Below are 18,953 nucleotides of genomic sequence, written 5' to 3' on the forward strand. Positions count from 1 at the left end.
GGCACGCGGCTCACGCCCAAGATGGCCAGCGTGGTCGAACGCATGGCACGCGCCGGCCATCCGCCGCTCGACCGGCAGACGCCCGACGAGGCCAAGGCCTCCTACGAAAAAGGCGCCGGCGTGCTCGAGGTGCCCAAGCCTGAACTGGCGCGCATCGAAGACCTCACCATCGCGGCCCGCGACGGATATGCGATTCCGGTGCGGCTGTACGCGCCTTCATCGGCTGTGCTGCCGGTGCTCATCTACTTCCACGGCGGTGGCTTCACCGTTGGCAACATCCGCACGCACGACACGCTGTGCCGCGTGCTGAGCGCGAAGAGCGGTTGCGCGGTGGTGTCCATCGATTACCGGCTGGCGCCCGCGCACAAGTTCCCGACGGCGTCGAACGATGCGTGGGATGCCTTCCAGTTCATCGCGAAGCAAGGCGCGAGCCTCGGCCTCGACCCGTCGAGGCTGGCCGTGGGCGGCGACAGCGCGGGCGGCACGCTCGCGGCCGTGTGCGCCATCCTCGCGCGCGACGCGGGCCTGCCGCTTTCGCTGCAGATGCTGATCTACCCCGGCACCACGGCACACCAGGACACCGCCTCGCACCTGCGCCATGTCGACGGCCCGCTGCTCACAAAGGCGATGATCGACTTCTTCTTCTCGCAGTACGTCAACACGCCGGCCGACCGCGACGACTGGCGCTTCGCGCCGCTGCTGGCCGACGACGTCGACGGCGTGGCGCCGGCCTGGATCGGGCTGGCCGAGTGCGATCCGGTGGTGGACGAAGGCATCGCGTACGCCGACAAGCTGCGTGCGGCGGGCGTGCAGGTCGACCTGGAGATCTATCGCGGCGTGATCCACGAATTCATCAAGATGGGCCGCGCCATTCCCGAAGCGCTGCAGGCGCAGGACGATGCGGCCCGGGCCCTGCGGGAGGCCTTGCAGCCTTGAGCGCGGTCGCGCATGCCTACCGGTACGCGCACGCATCGGCCGCGCTGGCGGAGCCGTCGGGCCCGCGGCTGAGCCTCGCGACCTCCAGCCCGCAGGCCAATGGCGGTGCGGCGCATCCGCATTTCTTCGAGGGCCGGCTGCTTCAGCCCCGGCTGTGCGCCGAGTTGCTGAGTGCCGTGCACCTGGTGGTCGGCTCGCGCTTCTTCACGCCCGCCAACAGCGTCGCGCGCGCCATCGCGCTGGCCGATCCGGTGGTCACGGCCGGCGGCGAGCTGCTGCGCTTCGAGGGCTTTTCTTCTTGCTGCAGCTGCTATGTGCGCGTAGACCTGCTGCCCGATTCCTATGACGGGCAGGTGGTGGGCAAGGGCACGACGAACGTCGATTTCAATGCTCCGATGCGCGCCGCGCTGGCCCGGCTTCGCGACGCCGACGGGCTGGCGCTCTCGGTCGGGCGCGATGCACTGACGCTGCAATCGGGCGGCGGCGAGGTGGTCGAGCGCAAGGTGGCGCTGCCGCTGCGCTGGCTGCGCGGCATGGTCGAGGTGCAGTCGTACCTGGCCGGCATGCGGCACCGCTTCGAGCTCAAGGGACTGGAGGCGTTGCGCTTCCTCCGCACGCTGCCCAAGGCATCCACCAGCCGCACGCCGCTTTGGGTGGTGCCGTCGCCGAAAGGTCCCTTCACCACGACCCGCCCGCATCCGCAAGGCGTGCGCGTGACCGACACCAGCCGGTTGCGCGTGCTTGAAGCCTTGTTGCCCAAGGCTCGGAGCCTTGCCGTGCATGCCGACGAAGCACAGCAGGCCAGCGCATGGGTGCTGGATTTTCCGGGCGCGCGGCTCACGCTGGCGCTCAGCGCAGAGCCCTGGCGCGGCTTCTCGGGCGAGGGACAGGCGTTGCGCGCGCTGATGCGCATGGACGACGAACGCGCGGTGTCGCAGGTGCGGGCGCAGCTGAACTGGCAGGCACTGATCGACGCGCCGGCGCTGGCGCGTACGCTGGACATCGCCGAGGCAAGCGTGGAAGACAGCCTGCGCATCCTCGGCGCCTCCGGCCTGGTGGGCTTCGACGTGGTCGAGCGCCGCTACTTTCACCGCGTGCTGCCGTTCGACCTGTCTTCGGTCGAGGACATGCATCCGCGGCTGGCCGATGCGCGCGAGCTCATGGCGCGCGGCGCCGTCACCATCGCCAAGACCAGCCCGGTCGAGGCGCAGGTGAACAGCTCGGGCACTGCGTACAGCGTCCGGGAGATCGACGGGGAGCTGCGCTGCACTTGTCCCTGGTATGCCAAGCACCAGGGCGAGCGCGGCCCTTGCAAGCATGTATTGGCGGTGGAGGCCACGGCCTTCGCGGCGGAAGGCGGACAGTGAGAAATGCAGAGGAACTGCCGGCATTCGTGCCGGAGGGCGCGCTGGAGCAGGCGGTGTACCAAGGCGACTTCGAGGCGGCGCTCGCGAGCCTGGAGGCCATGCCTGCCGCCGGTCGCAAGGCTTGCGCCGAATCGCTCGAGAAGGTGGGCCAGATCATGCGATCGAGCCACTGGCAGGGCAGCCCGTACGCGCACCAGTGGGGCGGAGAGGCCAAGGCCGCGCAGTACCGCGCGCTGCAGGCTGCCGTGGTCGTGTGCATGGAGCCCAAGGCCTTGCTCGACCATGCGAGCCTGCGGGTCGCGCTCGACCAGGAAACCGTCTTGGCGCTGTGCAAGCGCTTCGGCATCGATGCCGCCGGCTGGCGCGCCGCGCTGCAGCAGGCAGCCGAGGCGGGGCTGCGAGCCTTCGCGGCCCACATCATGCCGGTGCAGAACCTCGTCGCGGCGGGGCTGATCGATCGCCCGCAAGGCGATGAATACGCCATCGGCCTCATGGCCCTGCCGCGTGCGCTTTCCCGCCTGACTACCATGGACCAGCATTTCGAGCGCGACCCCGGCCTGTACCAGGCCGTGCTCCGCCTGTTCGACGTGGAAGGCACCGGCGAGCACAACCTGTCCGCGGTCGACAAGTACAACCACTCGCCGAAGAACTCCTGGTCGTACATCTTCATGGACGGCGTGGCGCGGGGCGAATTCACACGCGCGCAGTTGCTCGAGAAGACGCTGGGCACGCTGGAAAAGGACTGGCCCCAGTTTCGCGCGGGCTGGTTCTCTCGCTTTCACGAGACGCTGACGCCCGACGCCGAGGAGATGGCGCCGTTTGCCGCGCGCTACCTCGGCCTGTGCCAGAGCCGCATTCCGCCGACCGTCGCGCTGGCGCTCGGTGCGTTGAAAACACTGCAGGCGGCGGGGCACGTCGACGGAGCATCGCTGCTGGCCGCGCTGCGCCCGGCGTTCCATGCCAGTGCCAAGTCGCAGGTCGAGGCCGCGCTGAAGCTGGCGGAGGCCGCAGTCAAGCGCGAACCTTCGCTGGCGCATGAAGCCTCGGCGGTGGTGCTGTGCGGGCTGGTTCACGAGGCGGCCGACCTGCAGAAGAAGATCGTCGAGCGGCTCAAGGGCTGGGGCGTGGACGATTCGGCGCGCGGTGAGCTGGCGGCGTATGTCGACAGCGTGGCGGCGGTCAACCGGCCGGCGCTTGCGGCACTGCTCGGGGACGTCTCCGCGCTCGCCATGGTGCCGGTGGTCGTCGAGCAGACTCCGGCAGAAGCTACGGGAGACGGCCCGACGGACCCGCTCGACGCCAGCCGTGCGCTCGTGCCGATCACCGAGCCTGCCGAGCTGGTCGAACGTATCGCCTTCGTGCTCGAGAACTCCAACGACATCGATGAGCTGGAGCGCGTCGTCGAGGCGCTGTTGCGCATGGCGCCGCTGCCGGAAGCGCTGGTGAAGCAGTGCGCACCCGTGGTCAAGCGAGCCCGAAAGCTGCTGCGCAGCGAGGTGCCGGCCCGGCTGGCGCGGTTGCTGGTCTTCGTCACGAGCGGGGAGCGACTGCCCGACCTGCGCGACGATCCGCGTCGGCTCGGCTTGCAGAAGCCGCAGGCCGACGAATTCCTGGCCTTGCGTATCGACGATCTCGTCAATCAGGCCGCAAAGGGCTGGGGCCTTGCACCGTTGTCGTCGGCCACGCATGCGCGGGGTTTCATCGATGCGGCGGTGTTCATCGAGCGCGTCGCGGCGTATCAGGCTCGCAGCGCGGAACCGAGCCTGGGAGAGCAGGTGAGGGGGCTTCTGCGGCTGGCCCCGGTGCAGGGGCAAAGCGCTGCGGTCTTGCGGGAGAAGGCCCGTCGGCTGGCCGATGTTCCCCTGGTGCGGGCGTTGCGCCATGCGCTCGGCGAGGACGGCATCGTCATTCCGGCCAAGGCCGACCAGGCACAGGAGGCCCTGTTCGCGGCTGCCGCGCGCATCCGACACCCGGGCGGAGACGATTCGCGCGTGCTGGCGGCCCTGGGCGACGTCGGCCCCGACGGCGCGAGTGCAGCCCGCTACACATGGTCGGTGAGTTCACGAAGCTCCACCTACGACGGCAAGACCTACGTTCATCACGACTTCCTGCTGGCGTCCGTCGCGGTACATCAGGACACGCCGCACGCGCTCGTCGCGGTGCGCCGCGCCGGCATCGAGGGTGACTACGACGAAGCCCTGCTGCGCTACGCAGTCACGGTGCTGCCGTCGTCGCTGGAGAGCTTCTTCGCGGCCGGCTGCCGCGAGATCGGCAACAACCTCGACTGGTGGGAGGCGCAGTGGCAGAACCGCGCCTACCTCGTGCCGCTGCTCGATCCCACGGTGCCCGTCACCGCCTCGCAGCCGATGGCGGTGCTGTTGCTGGCACTGGCTCTTGCGGGCAAGGAGCCGGGTCAGACGGCGCTTGCCGTCGATGCGCTCGTGCATGCCTTCACCGAAGCGCGGCTCGACGTGCCGGCGCTGGGGGCGCAGATGCGCGCGCTGCTGGCTTCATCGCTCGCGATGGCCAAGCGCTACGGAAAGAGCCTGCAGTCGGCGGTACGCGCCGATGCCCGACTGGCCACGCCGGTCTTCGACCTTCTCTGCGAGATGCTCGCGGCGGACGTCGAAAATCCACCCAAGGACCTGGCCGCGCTGATGGAGCTGCTGCTCGAGATCGCACTGAGCTCGCAGCGTGCGCTACCCCCGACCACGCTGGGGCTGCTGAAAGAGCTCAAGCTCGGCGGCAAGGGCCGTGCGGTACAAAAGAACCTGCTTGCCCTGGGCCCGGCCTCGCCGGCCTGAGCCCTGGGCGCTTCGGATTGCCGCAATCCATTTCCATCCTTCGATTCCACCAACTATTCCGGAGACATGAATGCAACGTAGCGATTTCCGCTTTTTCCACCGCCTGCGCGTACGCTGGGCCGAAGTCGACATGCAGAAGATCGTCTTCAACGCGCACTACCTGATGTACTTCGACACCGCCATCGCGGACTACTGGCGCGCGCTGGCGCTGCCGTACGAGGAGTCGATGCATTCGATGGGCGGCGACCTGTACGTGCGCAAGGCGACGGTCGATTTCCAGGCTTCGGCGCGCATCGACGACGTGCTCGACGTGGGCATGCGCTGCGCGCGCATCGGCAATTCGTCGATGGTGTTCGAGGGCGGGCTGTTCCGGCAGGACCAGTTCCTGGTCGGCTGCGAGCTGGTCTACGTGTTCGCGGACCCCACCACGCAGACTTCGAAGCCGGTGCCGGCGGCGCTGCGCGAGGTGCTGACGGGGTTCGAGGCCGGCGAGTCGATGCGCAGCATCGAGACGGGTGACTGGGCCACGCTCGGTGAAGGCGCCAGCGCCTTGCGGCGGGCCGTGTTCATCGAGGAGCAGAACATTCCCGAAGCGCTGGAATGGGACGAGCAGGACGCCGTGGTGTTGCACGCAGTGGCGCGCAACCGCCTCGGCCAGGTGATCGCCACGGCACGCCTGCTGCCGGCCGAGAACGGCATCTCGCACATCGGCCGCGTGGCCGTGCATCGCAACCTGCGCAGCGGCGGCCACGGCGCGGCGGTGATGCAGGCGCTCGAAGATGCCGCCAGGGAGCGCGGCGCCAGCGTGGTCGCGCTGAATGCGCAGCGCAGCGCCGAGCGCTTCTATGTGCGGCTGGGCTATGTGCCGCACGGCGAGGGCTTCGAGGAGGCCGGCATCCCGCACATCGAGATGCGCCGGTCTCTTCTTTCTTCTTCCTCTCAGTAGCGGCTGGGCGGGTCCGGCACGTAGCCGGGTTCCGAGCCCGGGAATGGCGACGGACCAGCCGGGCGCGGCCAGCGCGGCGGAGGCGGCACCGGGATCACGCCGGCGGCGACGAGGTTCTCGCGGCTGTCATAGCGGATGCGCACCACCTCGTCGGGCGACGACTGCGCGCGCTCGAAGGTGGTCTTGCCCACGTACGAAGTTTCGCGGCGGCCATGCGCTGTGCCCAGGCTCGGACTGGGCGCGGATTGACGAGCCAGGTTTCCGGAAGACTCGGCAGCCGCCGCGGGCGCGGCGCTGTCGGCTGCGCCGGCCTTTGCCCGCGCATCGCCCTGGTACGACGACGATTCGCTGCGGCGCTCGCGCTCGGGGCCGTATCCGCCGTATTCGTCGCGGCGCGGGAAAGGAGTGACCGGCGGAGGCGGCGGCTCGGGCATGCGCTCGCGGAACATCGCGACGCCGATCACGCCCACGTCGTCGGGCCGGCCGGTGCGGCTGGCGTAGGAATTGCCGGCCGCTGCGAACTCGAAAGCCGCGATCTGCGAGTCGCTCTTGCGCCAGCCGGTGATGTCGCTGCGCTCGCGCGCGCTGAACACGTAGCCGTTCTGCCCGACGCCCGCGGTCTCGCCGGTGACCACGTTGACGCCGTCGACGGACATCACGGCCATGATGCGCTCGCCCATCGCGTTGCGCGCCCGGATGGCGTAGCGTGCGCCGGGACGGCCGGCCACCCAGTATTCGCCGCGATAGCGGTAGATCGGCAGCTCGGCGCCGGTGCCGCGGTCGACCACGCTGATCTGCATCAGCGAGCCGATGCGGCTGGACGGCGTGGAAGGAACATAAGGTCGTTCCGAGGTCTGCGCGCAGGCCGAGAACGAAGCCACGGCACTCAGGGCCAGGGCGGTGGAGAAGAGTCTGCGCTTCATGGTGTGTCTTCCTTGCCGGAGTTGATCGGTGCAGGCTTCTACGGAGCGGCACCGCCGGCGGGGTTAAACGACGCGCAAAAAAATGGCGCTATCTCTTCGATAGCGCCAAACGCTCCTTTTCTCCAGGGGCGTTGGGGGTAGGGTGGCTCAGATGTCTTCGAGCAATGGATAGGGCAGCGGCTCGACCGTGAGCGCGGGGCCATCGGCCGCGCCCGCGCGCAAGCCGCCGGCCTCGAGCGCGGCGATCTGCATCGAGATCAGTGCGGACCAGCCGCCATCGGGTGCCGGCGCGGCTTGCGCCACGGTGCCCACGGGCTGTTCGGCGTCGCCGGCGGCGAACACTTCCTGCCCCACGGACACCGGAGCATCGGCCTGTACGAGGTACGTGCGGCGCTTCAGCGTGCCGCGGAACTGGCTGCGCGCGACCACTTCCTGGCCGGGGTAGCAGCCCTTCTTGAAGTTCACGCCGCCCACGGACTCGTAGTTGATCATCTGCGGCACGAAGGCCTCGATGACCGGTGTGGTCAGGGTCACGATGCCGCTGCGGACCTCGCTCCACTGCCAGAGGTTGTCGTCGAGCGTCGGGCCCGCGGGGGCGGCATGGCCGGCCGGCGCGATCCAGAGGGCGCGCGGCACGCCGTCCGCCGGGTACAGCGACACGGCGCTGACCTCGTCGCCGATGGCGGTGCGCTTGCCGGGCGCGGCGGCAGCGTCGAGGCCATTGGCTGTCAGGGCGGTGCCGGCCAGGCCGTACAGCGCGTATTGCTCAGTGGCATCGGTCAGCTTGGCCTTGGCGCGAAGCACATACATCGACAGGCGCTTGAGCGTCGCGGCGAGGATGTCGCGGCTGCACACCAGCAGGATCAGGTCGGGTTGCGGCTTGATGCCGATGAAACTTGCGATCACACGGCCCTTGGCGGTGCACAGCGCGGCCAGTCGGGCGTCGGAGGCACCGAGCAGGGAGAAGTCCTGTGTGAGCTGGCCGTGGAGGAAACTGGCGGCGTCGGGGCCTTCGGCACGGATCACGCCGAGGTGGGAGAGGGCGGTCACCCCATTGAGAACGACAGTGGTCATCGCTGAATTATCATGGCCGGGCTTGTTCCTTCGGGGCGGCAGGGGCTCCAGCCCTTCGGTTCGCAAGGGCACCGTTTTTCTATCCGACGCCTCCGTCTTTTTCTCCGTCATCCCCACATCGGACTCGTGCGCAGCTTCTTCCTCACGCTTTTCCTGCTCGCCGCCCTGGCCGTGCTCGCGCTCGGCGGCGCCGGCCTCTGGTGGGTGCACCAGCCGCTCAGGCTGCCGGCGCCCAGCGTCGACCTGTCGGTCGAGCCCGGCACCACGCCGCGCGGCATCGCCCAGGCCGTGGCCGACACGGGTGTCGACGTGCAGCCGCAGCTGCTCTACCTGTGGTTCCGCGTTTCGGGGCAAGACCGCCAGATGCGCGCCGGCAGCTACGAGCTGGAGCGCGGCGTCACGCCCAAGCTGCTGCTTAACATCCTGGTGCGCGGCGAGGAAGCCACGCGCAGCTTGGTGCTGGTAGAGGGCTGGAACATCCGCCAGGTGCGCGCCGCGCTCGCCAAGGCCGACCAACTCAAGCCCGAGAGCGTCGGCATGACCGACGAGGCGCTCATGGCCAAGCTCGGCAAGCCGGGCCTGCACCCGGAAGGGCGCTTCTTCCCGGACACGTACACCTACTCGAAGGGCTCGACCGACGTCGCCCTGCTGCAGCGCGCGATGCGCGCCATGGACAAGAAGCTCGAAGCCGCCTGGGCCGCCCGCGCCTCCGACTTGCCACTGAAATCGGCCGATGAGGCGCTTATTCTGGCCAGCATTGTCGAAAAGGAGACAGGAAAGGCCAACGACCGCGCGGAAATCTCGGCCGTGTTCACCAATCGCCTGCGCATCGGCATGCCGCTGCAGACCGATCCGACGGTCATCTACGGCATGGGCACGGCCTTCGACGGCAACCTGCGCAAGAAGGACCTGCAGACCGACACCCCCTGGAACACCTACACGCGCGGCGGCCTGCCGCCCACGCCGATCTCCATGCCGGGCAAAGCTGCGCTGCTGGCGGCGGTGCAGCCGGCGCAAAGCAAATCGCTGTACTTCGTATCGCGCGGCGACGGCACCAGCCAGTTCAGCAGTTCGCTCGACGATCACAATCGTGCGGTCAACCGCTACCAGCGTGGCGGCGGCGATTCCAAATCGAAGGCGACCCAATGAGTGACCAAGGTCTGTTTCTGACGCTGGAAGGCATCGACGGCGCAGGCAAGTCGAGCCATCTCGATGCGCTGGAGGCGCTGTTCAAGGCGCAGGGCCGCACGGTGGTGCGCACGCGCGAGCCCGGCGGCACGCCGCTGGCCGAGACGCTGCGCGGCCTGATCCTCGAACAGCCGATGGACCCGCTGACCGAGTCGCTGCTGGTGTTCGCGGCGCGGCGCGATCACATCGTGCAGGTCATCGAGCCGGCGCTGGCGCGCGGCGACGTGGTGCTGTGCGACCGGTTCACCGACGCCACCTTCGCCTACCAGGGCGCGGGGCGCGGCTTCGACCCGGCCGTGCTTTCGACGCTGGAGCAATGGGCCCAGGCGGGGAGGGCGGCACTGCCCGCCTCGACGCTGCTGCAGCCGCACATCACGCTGTGGTTCGACCTCGCCCCCGAAATCGCCGCCCAGCGGCTGGCCGGTGCCCGGGTGCCCGACAAGTTCGAGGCGCAGCCGGTCGAGTTCTTCCGCCGCGTGGCGCAGGGCTATGCGGACCGCGCGAGCGCCGATGCCCGGCGCTTCGTGCGCATCGACGCCAGCCAGACGCGCGAGCAGGTCTGGCTGCAGATCGAGTCCGAATTGACGGCGCGCGGCGTCTTGGCCGGCGGAGGCGCCGGATGAGCGCCGAGACACTGTCCCCCTGGCTGCGCAGGCCGCTGACCGAACTGCTGCGCCAGCGCGGCCATGCCTGGCTGCTGCAGGGCCCGTCCGGCATCGGCCAATACGAACTGGCGCTGGCGCTGGCTTCCGCATGGCTGTGCGAACAGCCGACGCAGGAGGGCGTCGCCTGCGGCAATTGCCCGAGCTGCCATGCCATCGAGGTGCGCACGCATGCCGACCTTTGCGTGCTGATGCCCGAGATCGCCATGCACGAGCTCAACTGGCCGCTCGACGAGAAGGCGCAGGCCGAAATCGACGACAAGAAGCGCAAGCCCAGCCGCGAGATCCGCGTCGAGGCGATGCGCGACGCGGTCGGCTTCGCCCAGCGCACCAGCGCGCGCGGGCGCGGCAAGGTGGTGCTGGTGTATCCGGCCGAGCGCATGAACACGATCACCGCCAACGCGCTGCTGAAGACGCTGGAGGAGCCCGTCGGCGACGTGCGCTTCGTGCTCGCGAGCGAGGCCGCCTGGCAATTGCTGCCGACCATCCGCAGCCGCTGCCTGGGCTTCACGCTGCCCTGGCCCGAAACCGCCGAGGCCGAGGCCTGGCTGGTCGCGCAGGACGTGCCCGCGGCCGACGCGCCCGCCTTGCTGCGCGCCGCCGGCGGCCGGCCCAGCGACGCTCTACGGCTCGCCCGATCGGGGCAGTCGCCGAAGGCCTGGGCCCTGCTGCCCAAGGCGATGGTGCGCGGAGACGTCGGGGCGCTTGCCGATCATCTGCCCGCGCAAGCCGTCGGTGCCCTGCAGAAGCTCTGCCACGACCTGATGGCTGTCGGCAACGGCGCTGCTCCCCGTTTCTTCGATGCCGCCGACCTGCCGGCGGCGCCGTCCCGGCTGGCGCTCGCGCGTTGGTCGAAGTCGCTCGCAAGTGCCGCGAGAACCGCGGAACACCCGTTCAATGCGGGCCTCATGCTCGAAGCGCTTGTGAGCGAAGCGCGAACCACCCTAAACTCTGCCGCTCGTCGCCCATGAACCAACCTGCCGCTTCAGCTGCGCCCGCAGCAGCCTCCACACCCGCCCGGCCGAGCGTCATCCAGCTCGCGATCAAGGAAAAGGGCGCGTTGTACGCGGCCTACATCCCGCTGTTTGCCGAAGGCGGCATCTTCATTCCGACCTCGCGCGAATACCGGCTGGGCGACGACGTCTACGTGCTGCTGACGCTGCCTGAAGACCCGCAGCGTTACCCGGTGGCAGGCAAGGTGGCCTGGATCACGCCGCCGCGCGCCGCCGGCAACCGGGCACCTGGCGTGGGCATCCGTTTTCCTTCGGACGAGAAGTCGCGCCAGCTGAAGGCGCGCATCGAGGCGGCGCTCGGCGGCTCGATGGCATCCGACCGCCCCACGCAAACCATCTGAGTTTTCCGCCGTCCATGTGACGCGGAACTCGTTCGACGGCGCCCCCCTCCCATACACAGGCCGACAGCCCGGGCGGGCCTGACAAGGGCGAGCGCCGCGCACTCCATCCATTCCGATGTTCACAGACTCCCACTGCCACCTCACGTTTCCCGAATTCGCGGGCCAGATGCCGCAGATCCGCGCCGCCATGGCCGCGGCGCAGGTCGACCGGGCCCTCTGCATCTGCACCAAGCTCGAGGAATTCGACGAAGTGCAGGCCCTTGCCGCCAGCTACGACAACTTCTGGGCCAGCGTGGGCGTGCACCCCGACAACGAGGACATCGCCGAGCCGACGGTCGAAGACCTGGTGAGCCTTTCCGCAAGGCCGCGCGTGGTCGCCATCGGCGAGACCGGCCTCGACTACTACCAGATGGAGGAGCGCAAGGGCGGCCGCAGCATCTCCGACCTGGAATGGCAGCGCGACCGCTTCCGCGTGCACATCCGCGCAGCCCGCCAGACGCGCAAGCCGCTGGTCATCCACACCCGCGAAGCTTCGGCGGACACGCTGGCGATCCTCAAGGAGGAGGGCGAGGACGCCTCTCCCGGTGCCGCCGGCGGCGTTTTCCATTGCTTCACCGAGACCGCCGAGGTGGCGCGCGCCGCGCTCGACCTGGGCTTCTACATCTCGTTTTCCGGCATCCTGACCTTCAAGAAGGCGCAGGACCTGCGCGACGTCGCCGCCTTCGTTCCGCTCGACCGCATGCTGATCGAGACCGACAGCCCGTACCTCGCGCCGGTGCCGTACCGCGGCAAGACCAACAACCCGTCGTACGTGCCCTACGTAGCACAACAGATCGCAGAGCTGCGGAAGATGCCCGTGGAGGCCATCGCCAAGGCCACGAGCGACAACTTCGAAACATTGTTCAGGGAAGTCAAATCATGAAAAACTACTTCAAGAAATCGATTTATCTTATTGTCATTGCTGCATCTTTTGCTGCCCACGCCGGTTCCTTCGAAGACTTCTTCCGGGCCGTGCGGGGCGACAACGCCAGCGGCGTGCGCAACCTGATCCAGCGCGGCTTCGACCCCAACACGCGCGACGAACACGGCCAGACGGGCCTGCTGATCGCGCTGCGGGAGCCGTCGCCCAAGGTCGTGAAAGTGCTGATCGAAGCGCCGCAGACCGACGTCGACATCGCCAGCCCGAAGGACGAGACCCCGCTGATGCTGGCCGCCATCAAGGGCCAGCAGGACGTGGTCGACCAGCTGCTCAAGCGCGACGCCGCCGTCAACAAGACCGGCTGGACGCCGCTGCACTACGCGGCCACCAGCGGGCAGATCGCGATCATGAAAGTGCTGCTCGAGAACTTCGCCTTCATCGATGCCCAGTCGCCCAACGGCAGCACGCCGCTGATGATGGCGGCCATGTACGGCTCGAACGACGCAGTGAAGCTGCTGCTGGACGAGGGCGCGGACACCACCATGAAGAACCAGCTGGGCATGACCGCCGTCGACTTCGCGAACAAGGCGAACCGCTCGGAAGCCGCTTCGATGATCGCCGCGGCAGCCAACGCAAAGGCCAGCGCGGCCAAGGCCGTTCCGAAGGACGGCAAGTGGTAAGTCCCTGAAGGGAGCCCCTTATTAGCGCGGCTGCTGCTGCGTCGTGCAGTGGATGCCGCCGCCGCCCGCGGCGATGGCGTCGATGTCGAGCTGAACCACCTCGCGGCGCGGAAACAGCTCGCGCAGCAGCGAACGGGCATTGCCGTCGGCCCGCGCATCGCCGAACTGCGGCGCGATCACCGCGCCGTTGCACACGTAGAAGTTGATGTAGCCCGCCGCGAACTCGGGCGTTTCGAGCTTCTTGCGCACCGATTCCGGTCCCTTGAGCACTTCCACGCGCAGCCGCTGGCCGCGCGCATCCGTGGCCTGCTTCAGGATTTCCAGGTGCCGCCGGGTGACGGCACGGTCGTAGGAATCGGGGTCTTCGTCCAGGCCGGCCACCACCACGCCCGGCGACGCGAAGCGGGCGTAGAAGTCGGTGTGGCCGTCCGTGATGTCGCGCCCCGCGATGCCCGGCAGCCAGATGATCTTGCGCAGGCCCAGCAGCCGTTTCAGTTCGGCCTCGCAGGCTTCCTTGCCCAGGCCGGGGTTGCGGTTGGCGTTGAGCACGCAGCTCTCGGTGATGATGGCCGTGCCTTGTCCATCGACCTCGATGCCGCCGCCCTCCAGCACGAGCTTGGTACGCAGCCGCTGCACCCCGGCGGCGCCCGTCACGTACTCGGCGACCTCGGCGTCGGCCTCGTGCTCCTGCTTGCGGCCCCAGCCGTTGAAGTTGAAGTCGACCCCGGCCCACTGGCCCGAGGCGCCGTTGCGCACGAAGACGGGGCCGGTGTCGCGCATCCAGAGGTCGTCGACCGGCTGCACCTCGAGCTGCACCCGGTTGCCGCACAGGCGGGCCGCGAGGTCGTGGTCTTCCTCGTTCACCAGCATGCGCACGGGCTCGAAGGCCGCGATCGTGCGCGCGACGAGCGCCAGGTGCTCGCGCACCGGCTTCAGCAGGCGCCGGCCCCAGACGTCTTCATTGGGGCCGAAGGACATCCAGGTGGCACGATGCGGGTCGCCTTCGTCGGGCATGTGCCAGGACTCGGGTGCCGCCGCCATCGACGGCACGGCCAGTCCCAGCGGCGCGAGGCTCAGGCCGCCCAGCAGGCGGCGACGGGTCAGGGGAGGGGGCATGCGCATGTCGGTGTCCTGCTACACGGGTTCCTGCTGCGTCGTGCAGTGGATGCCGCCACCGCCCGCGGCGATGGCGTCGATGTTCAGCTGCACGATCTGGTGGCTGGGCAACTGGGCCGCCAGCGCATTGCGGGCCGCCGAGTCGGCGACAGCATCGCCGAATTCGGGCAGGAAAAGGGCCTTGTCGGTGATCAGGAAATTCACGTAGCCGGCAGCGAAGTCCTTGCGGGCGAACTCGGGTCGCACCTTGCCAGGCGTTTCCAGCACGACGATCTGCAGGGCACGGCCGCGTGCGTCGGTGGCCGTGCGCAGCAGTTCCAGGTGGCGCCGTGTCACCTTGTGGTCGAAGGAGGTGTCGTCGTTTTCCAGCGCCGCGACGATTACGCCCGGCTTGATGAAGCGGGCATAGAAGTCGGTATGGCCGTCCGTGATGTCGCGGTTGGCGATGCCCGGCAGCCAGATGATCTTTTCCAGGCCCAGCAGTCGCTTGAGCTCGACTTCGGCATCGGCCTTGCTGACGCCCGGATTTCGGTTGGCGTTGAGCACGCAGCTCTCGGTGATGATGGCCGTGCCTTCGCCGTCGACTTCGATGCCGCCGCCTTCCATCACGAGCCGGCTGCGCAGCAGCGGAACACCGGACAGTTCTGCCATGCGCGCGGCCACCGTGGCGTCGCGGGCGTGCGGCTGCTTGTTGCCCCATCCGTTGAAATTGAAGCTCACCGCGGCGCGCTCGCCGCGGGCGTTGCGAACGAAGACGCAGCCGGTGTCGCGCATCCAGAGGTCGTCGATCTCGTGCTGGATCAGTTGCACGTTGGAGCCGCAGAGCTGCCGGGCCGTGGCGAAATCGTCCGCGCCCACAAGCATCTTGACCGGTTCATAGACGCTGATCGCGTTGGCGATGCGCGCCAGGGCCTGCTGCACGGGCTGGCGCATGGGCGCGGTCCACACGGATTCGCGGGCGGCGAAGGCCATCCAGACGGCGCGGTGCGGAGCGCTTTCGTCGGGCATGCGCCAGGCTTCGGCGGGCTGCGGGGAGGGCGAAGGGGCGTTCGGGGAGGGTGTTGGAAAAGGAGCCGGCATGGGGAACAAGGCTTGGGAGCCGCCACCGCCACTACCGCCGCCGCATGCGGCAAGGATGCCGCTCATGAATCCGAGGCTGCCAAGGCCCATCAGGGCACGTCGAGTCGTCATTGAAAAAATCTACGGGTAACTACTGAGGCATCGGATTCTGTCGACCTTTACTCATTTAAAAAATTGATCTTTTCTGGACTGATTGGGCAATCCAGCTCATGAATTAGATGTCAGCCCTTGGAATACGCCAGCAGGCTGCCGAATACCTGCCGAACCAGCGGCAGGCGCGGCTCGCCCTCGGTGCGCGAGATCCAGAGCGTGCCGAGCGGCAGGCTCGGGTATGCGGCGAGGTGCCGCAACTGGCCGCTGCGCAAGGCTTCGTCGGCCAGCAGGCGCGACAGGAGCGTCACGCCATGGCCGCGCAAGGCGGCGTCGAGCAGAAGGCGCGGATCGTCGTAGATCGCGAGCTTGCGCAGGTTGCCGAAATGCTCGCGGATGAAGGGGCCGATGCGGTCGCTCGTGAGGTCGGTTTCCAGGCAGAGCATTCCCGCAGGCTGGCTATCGGAGTCCGGGCGCACGACGGCCACGAGCTCGTCGTCGAGCAGCGGGACTTCGAGCACGCCGCGCTGCTTGAGCGGTTCGCGCGTGATAGCGATGTCGACGTCCATCTCGTCGATGTAGCGCGCGGTTTCGTCGATGGAAATGATCGGACAGAGCGCCGGATGCTCCTGCAGCAGCCGGTCGACGCGCGGTTGCAGCCAGCCCTTGACGACCGGCGCCGGACAGACCAGCGTGACGAGGCTGTCGTCCATGTAGGTCTCGATGCGGCTCAGGCCGCTGCGGATCTGGTCGAGCGATTTGCCCACGCTGTCGAGCAGCAGTCGGCCGGAGACGGTCAGTTCGACGCCGCGACCTTTGCGCCTGAACAGCGGCTGGCCGACTTGCTCCTCGAGCTGCGCGATCTGATGGCTCACGGCGGACTGGGAGATGCAGAGTTCTTCCGCGGCGCGCGAGTAGCTTCCCAGGCGCGCGGCAGCTTCGAAGCCGATCAGGAATCTGAAGGAAGGCAGTCTGGCGTTCGACATGGTTCGGGGGATTCTTTGGGGGGTGATTCGATGCTAATGCTCGGTGGACGGGAGTCTGCTTGGATGCCTTTATATTGCACACAATGTGCATTATGTTAAATAACGTGGAGACTCGAATCTATGGACTATTGCCGGCAGCCCCCGCTGCCGGCTTCCAGGTTCAGGGCTGGAAATACAGGTCCGAGAAACTTCCCCGGATGTGCTCCCCCGTCGGCGCATAGTCGCGCACCTTCTTCGCCACGACCGTGATCGCCGGATTGGCACCCAGCTCGATCGACGGAATGTCCCGGTGCACGATCTGCTGGAAATCGGTGAACAGCTGCCGGCGCCTGCCTTCATCAACTTCGACCGCAGCCGCCTCCAGCAGACGATCGACTTCAGGATTCACGTAGTGCGGCGCATTGGAGAACGGCAGCCCGATCTTGAAGTTCTTCGACCAGAACACCCGCTGCACGCCCACAGTGGGATCGAAAAGATTCGTGAGGCTTTCCAGCGTCAGGTCAAAGGCGCGATCCGTATAGGCCTTGGTGACGTAGGTCGCGAAGTCGTAGCTCTCGACCGCCGCGTCGATGCCGACTCGCCCCAGCGACTGGCGCACGAAGTCCGCCGCGCGCCGTTCCTGGAAGGGGTTGTAGAGCACCCGCAGCTTCAGTCGCGTACCGCCGGCACCGCGCTTGAAGCCGGCCGCGTCGAGCGCTGCCTCGGCTTCCTTCGGATTGAACGAATACGGCTGGATGCTCGCATCGTGATACCGCGAAATGCCCTTCCCTATCGGCGATGCCGACGGCGTCCCGTAGCCGTACCACACCGTCTTCGCGAACGCATTGACGTCGATGGCCTGCGCGATCGCCTTTCGCACCTCGAGCTTCTGCAGCGCGGGCGTATCGAGGTTGAAGTAGATCTGCTGATGGCTGCCCAGGTACGGCGAGATACGCGTGTCGATCTCGATCCCGGCCAGCTTCCTGAACCGCTCCACATCCGACAGCGGAATGCCCCCAGTCCCGTTCGCGAGATCGGCAGCGCCCGACTCCAGCGCTGCAGCGCGCGCCGCGGCGTCGAGCACGAAGCGCACCACGACGCGGTCCAGGTAGGGCTTGGGCTTGTCCCAGTAGTTCGGATTGCGCTCCAGGATGATGTGGCTACCCTGCACCCACTCCTTGAACACGAAGGGCCCGGTGCCCACCGGCGCGCTGTTGTACTTGCTGGCGGCGATGTCCGTGCCCTCGTACAGGTGCTTCGGCACGATCGGCGATTCGGTAGATGCCAGCGCCGTCAGCAGGAACGGCGACGGTTTGCTCAGCACGATGACTGCCGTGTACCGGTCAGGCGTCTTCACTTCCACCACGTTGGCGAAAGTGCCTCTCCCGCGCGGGTGGACCTGCTTGAGCGTCAGGATCGAGAAGGCCACGTCGGCCGACGTGAAGTCCTTGCCGTCATGCCATTTCACGCCCTTGCGCAGCTCGAAGGTGTACTGCAGGCCGTCCTTGCTCTGCGACCACGCCGTGGCGAGCAGCGGCTTCGGCTTGAGTTCGTAGTCGTAGGTCAGCAGCCCCTCGACGATCTTCGGGCCGATCTCGGCGTTGCCGCCGGCGGTGGTCGTCAGAGGAACGATCGAGGAAGGAACGGGATTGATCAGCCAGTTCAGCGTGCCGCCCTGGCGCGGCTGGGCCGTGGCAGCCAGCGCCGCGAAGGCGAAAGCGGCGGCCACGGCCGATGCCGCACGGTGCGGGGTCGACCGCGTGTGATTCCGGAACGTCATGTCTTCTTGCTCAGAAAGCCGGGATCACCGCGCCCTTGTACTTGTCCTGGATGAACTTGCGGACCTCCGGCGTGTGCAGCGCGGCCACCAATTTGGCAACGGCCGGCGAGCTCGCGTTGTCCTTGCGCGAAGCGATGAAGTTGGCATAGGGCGACTTCTGGCCGCTCTCGATGAAGAGCGCGTCCTTGCCCGGATCGAGCTTCGCCTCGAGCGCGTAGTTGGTGTTGATCAGCGCCAGGTCCACGTCGGGCAGCGCGCGCGGCAGCTGGGCCGATTCGAGCTCGCGGATCACCAGCTTCTTCGGGTTGGAGACGATGTCGCGTGCGGTCGACTTGATGTTGGACGGGTCCTTCAGCTTGATCAGCCCTTCCCGCGCCAGCAGCGACAGCGCGCGGCCCGAGTTCGACGGATCGCTCGGAATCGCGACCACGGCGCCCTCGCGCAGCTCCGAAGTCTTGCGGATCTTCTGCGAGTACGCGCCGAAGGGCTCGATGTGTACGTCGCTGTTGGGCACTTCCACGATGTCGGTCTTGCGGTCCTTGTTGAAGGACTCGAGGTACGGCCGGTTCTGGAAGAAATTGGCGTCCAGCTGCTTGTCGCTCACCGCCAGGTTCGGCTGCACGTAGTCGTTGAATACGCGCACCTGCAGGTCGACGCCCTGCGCCTTGAGTTGTGGCCGGACGAACTCGAGGATCTCGGCATGCGGCACCGGCGATGCGGCCACGCGCAGCACCTCCTGTGCGTGTGCGGCGGCACCGAGGCCAGCAAGGGCAGCAAGCGTCATCACAGAGAAAGCGCGTCGGGATGAAAGCAACATGGTTCGGGGTTCCCTCGGGAAATATGAAATAGGTTTTTGTCGGTGGCCTTCTTCACGCATCAAGCGAGAAGGCCGGGGCGCCGCAGGTTAGCCGCGCAGCCCTTTCGCTCAAACAACGGATGGGCGCTTCCATATCTGTTTTTCGCATGCACGAGCTTGCAAGCTCGGGCCGCCGCTTCTTATGCATGCACCGGCTAAGCAATCCCCAAAGCCTTCTTTGGCGAGCGTGCAGGCCGCGCGTAGCCTGCGCCG

At 67.7% G+C, this 18,953-nt stretch carries 17 protein-coding genes; 10 read left to right on the forward strand and 7 right to left on the reverse strand.

Annotated elements, in window-relative coordinates; genetic code table 11:
• The first annotated feature begins 21 nt into the window (after positions 1–21).
• The 4 genes from BMY35_RS00860 to BMY35_RS00875 all read left to right on the forward strand — a co-directional run bounded on the left by BMY35_RS00860 (position 22) and on the right by BMY35_RS00875 (position 6,053).
• Positions 22–936 (forward strand): alpha/beta hydrolase, encoded by a 915-nt coding sequence (locus BMY35_RS00860; protein ID WP_256228128.1) that lies wholly within the window; start codon positions 22–24, stop codon positions 934–936.
• On the forward strand, positions 933–2,303 hold the full coding sequence (locus BMY35_RS00865; protein WP_093195109.1) for an SWIM zinc finger family protein: 1,371 nt from the start codon (positions 933–935) through the stop codon (positions 2,301–2,303). The genes BMY35_RS00860 and BMY35_RS00865 overlap by 4 nt, the downstream gene beginning before the upstream one ends.
• Positions 2,300–5,107: a DUF6493 family protein gene (locus BMY35_RS00870; protein WP_093195110.1), complete on the forward strand. Its 2,808-nt coding sequence runs from the start codon at positions 2,300–2,302 to the stop codon at positions 5,105–5,107. The genes BMY35_RS00865 and BMY35_RS00870 overlap by 4 nt, the downstream gene beginning before the upstream one ends.
• Before the next feature lie 70 nt (positions 5,108–5,177).
• On the forward strand, positions 5,178–6,053 hold the full coding sequence (locus BMY35_RS00875) for a YbgC/FadM family acyl-CoA thioesterase (RefSeq protein ID WP_093195111.1): 876 nt from the start codon (positions 5,178–5,180) through the stop codon (positions 6,051–6,053).
• On the opposite strand, the gene BMY35_RS00880 is transcribed toward BMY35_RS00875, so the two are convergent.
• Entirely contained in the window at positions 6,047–6,976 is a 930-nt protein-coding gene (locus BMY35_RS00880; protein WP_093195112.1) for a hypothetical protein, read from the reverse strand. The genes BMY35_RS00875 and BMY35_RS00880 overlap by 7 nt on opposite strands.
• Before the next feature lie 147 nt (positions 6,977–7,123).
• The gene (locus tag BMY35_RS00885; RefSeq protein ID WP_093195113.1) at positions 7,124–8,050 is read right to left on the reverse strand and encodes a CAF17-like 4Fe-4S cluster assembly/insertion protein YgfZ; all 927 of its coding nucleotides are present in this window, start codon (positions 8,048–8,050) and stop codon (positions 7,124–7,126) included.
• Positions 8,051–8,176: 126 nt separating this feature from the next.
• Here BMY35_RS00885 and mltG point away from each other — a divergent pair, with 126 nt between their 5' ends.
• The 6 genes from mltG to BMY35_RS00915 all read left to right on the forward strand — a co-directional run bounded on the left by mltG (position 8,177) and on the right by BMY35_RS00915 (position 12,853).
• The gene (gene mltG, locus BMY35_RS00890) at positions 8,177–9,199 is read left to right on the forward strand and encodes an endolytic transglycosylase MltG (protein ID WP_093195114.1); all 1,023 of its coding nucleotides are present in this window, start codon (positions 8,177–8,179) and stop codon (positions 9,197–9,199) included.
• Entirely contained in the window at positions 9,196–9,861 is a 666-nt protein-coding gene (gene tmk, locus BMY35_RS00895; protein WP_093195115.1) for a dTMP kinase, read from the forward strand. Before mltG ends, tmk begins: the two co-directional genes overlap by 4 nt.
• On the forward strand, positions 9,858–10,871 hold the full coding sequence (locus tag BMY35_RS00900; RefSeq protein WP_093195116.1) for a DNA polymerase III subunit delta': 1,014 nt from the start codon (positions 9,858–9,860) through the stop codon (positions 10,869–10,871). The genes tmk and BMY35_RS00900 overlap by 4 nt, the downstream gene beginning before the upstream one ends.
• Positions 10,868–11,254: a PilZ domain-containing protein gene (locus BMY35_RS00905; RefSeq protein ID WP_093195117.1), complete on the forward strand. Its 387-nt coding sequence runs from the start codon at positions 10,868–10,870 to the stop codon at positions 11,252–11,254. Before BMY35_RS00900 ends, BMY35_RS00905 begins: the two co-directional genes overlap by 4 nt.
• Positions 11,255–11,369: 115 nt before the next feature.
• Positions 11,370–12,176 carry a TatD family hydrolase gene (locus tag BMY35_RS00910; protein ID WP_093195118.1) on the forward strand — a complete coding sequence of 269 codons (807 nt, stop codon included), beginning with the start codon at positions 11,370–11,372 and terminating at the stop codon, positions 12,174–12,176.
• Positions 12,173–12,853 carry an ankyrin repeat domain-containing protein gene (locus BMY35_RS00915; protein ID WP_093195119.1) on the forward strand — a complete coding sequence of 227 codons (681 nt, stop codon included), beginning with the start codon at positions 12,173–12,175 and terminating at the stop codon, positions 12,851–12,853. The genes BMY35_RS00910 and BMY35_RS00915 overlap by 4 nt, the downstream gene beginning before the upstream one ends.
• 21 nt (positions 12,854–12,874) lie before the next feature.
• On the opposite strand, the gene BMY35_RS00920 is transcribed toward BMY35_RS00915, so the two are convergent.
• The 5 genes from BMY35_RS00920 to BMY35_RS00940 all read right to left on the reverse strand — a co-directional run bounded on the left by BMY35_RS00920 (position 12,875) and on the right by BMY35_RS00940 (position 18,668).
• Positions 12,875–13,894, reverse strand: a complete 1,020-nt coding sequence (locus BMY35_RS00920; RefSeq protein ID WP_093195582.1) for an agmatine deiminase family protein — start codon at positions 13,892–13,894, stop codon at positions 12,875–12,877.
• Between the two features lie 93 nt (positions 13,895–13,987).
• Positions 13,988–14,977 (reverse strand): agmatine deiminase family protein, encoded by a 990-nt coding sequence (locus tag BMY35_RS00925; RefSeq protein ID WP_093195120.1) that lies wholly within the window; start codon positions 14,975–14,977, stop codon positions 13,988–13,990.
• Between the two features lie 293 nt (positions 14,978–15,270).
• The gene (locus BMY35_RS00930; RefSeq protein ID WP_093195121.1) at positions 15,271–16,125 is read right to left on the reverse strand and encodes a LysR family transcriptional regulator; all 855 of its coding nucleotides are present in this window, start codon (positions 16,123–16,125) and stop codon (positions 15,271–15,273) included.
• 160 nt (positions 16,126–16,285) lie between these two features.
• Complete coding sequence (locus tag BMY35_RS00935; RefSeq protein WP_093195122.1) at positions 16,286–17,884, reverse strand: ABC transporter substrate-binding protein; 1,599 nt, start codon at positions 17,882–17,884, stop codon at positions 16,286–16,288.
• Between the two features lie 10 nt (positions 17,885–17,894).
• On the reverse strand, positions 17,895–18,668 hold the full coding sequence (locus BMY35_RS00940) for a MetQ/NlpA family ABC transporter substrate-binding protein (RefSeq protein WP_093195123.1): 774 nt from the start codon (positions 18,666–18,668) through the stop codon (positions 17,895–17,897).
• Between the last annotated feature and the right edge of the window lie 285 nt (positions 18,669–18,953).

This window comes from Variovorax sp. YR750 (assembly GCF_900109805.1).
Classification (GTDB): Bacteria; Pseudomonadota; Gammaproteobacteria; order Burkholderiales; family Burkholderiaceae_C; genus Variovorax; species Variovorax gossypii.

Bases quoted from the DNA above. Each gene is read 5' to 3' on its own strand.
- BMY35_RS00860 (WP_256228128.1), top strand. From the start codon at position 22: ATGGCCAGCGTGGTCGAACGCATGGCACGCGCCGGCCATCCGCCGCTC.
- BMY35_RS00910 (WP_093195118.1), top strand. From the start codon at position 11,370: ATGTTCACAGACTCCCACTGCCACCTCACGTTTCCCGAATTCGCGGGC.
- BMY35_RS00940 (WP_093195123.1), bottom strand. From the start codon at position 18,668: ATGACGCTTGCTGCCCTTGCTGGCCTCGGTGCCGCCGCACACGCACAG.
- BMY35_RS00875 (WP_093195111.1), top strand. From the start codon at position 5,178: ATGCAACGTAGCGATTTCCGCTTTTTCCACCGCCTGCGCGTACGCTGG.
- BMY35_RS00880 (WP_093195112.1), bottom strand. From the start codon at position 6,976: ATGAAGCGCAGACTCTTCTCCACCGCCCTGGCCCTGAGTGCCGTGGCT.
- BMY35_RS00925 (WP_093195120.1), bottom strand. From the start codon at position 14,977: ATGCCCGACGAAAGCGCTCCGCACCGCGCCGTCTGGATGGCCTTCGCC.
- BMY35_RS00920 (WP_093195582.1), bottom strand. From the start codon at position 13,894: ATGGCGGCGGCACCCGAGTCCTGGCACATGCCCGACGAAGGCGACCCG.
- tmk (WP_093195115.1), top strand. From the start codon at position 9,196: ATGAGTGACCAAGGTCTGTTTCTGACGCTGGAAGGCATCGACGGCGCA.
- BMY35_RS00935 (WP_093195122.1), bottom strand. From the start codon at position 17,884: ATGACGTTCCGGAATCACACGCGGTCGACCCCGCACCGTGCGGCATCG.
- BMY35_RS00930 (WP_093195121.1), bottom strand. From the start codon at position 16,125: ATGTCGAACGCCAGACTGCCTTCCTTCAGATTCCTGATCGGCTTCGAA.
- BMY35_RS00900 (WP_093195116.1), top strand. From the start codon at position 9,858: ATGAGCGCCGAGACACTGTCCCCCTGGCTGCGCAGGCCGCTGACCGAA.
- BMY35_RS00915 (WP_093195119.1), top strand. From the start codon at position 12,173: ATGAAAAACTACTTCAAGAAATCGATTTATCTTATTGTCATTGCTGCA.
- BMY35_RS00905 (WP_093195117.1), top strand. From the start codon at position 10,868: ATGAACCAACCTGCCGCTTCAGCTGCGCCCGCAGCAGCCTCCACACCC.
- BMY35_RS00885 (WP_093195113.1), bottom strand. From the start codon at position 8,050: ATGACCACTGTCGTTCTCAATGGGGTGACCGCCCTCTCCCACCTCGGC.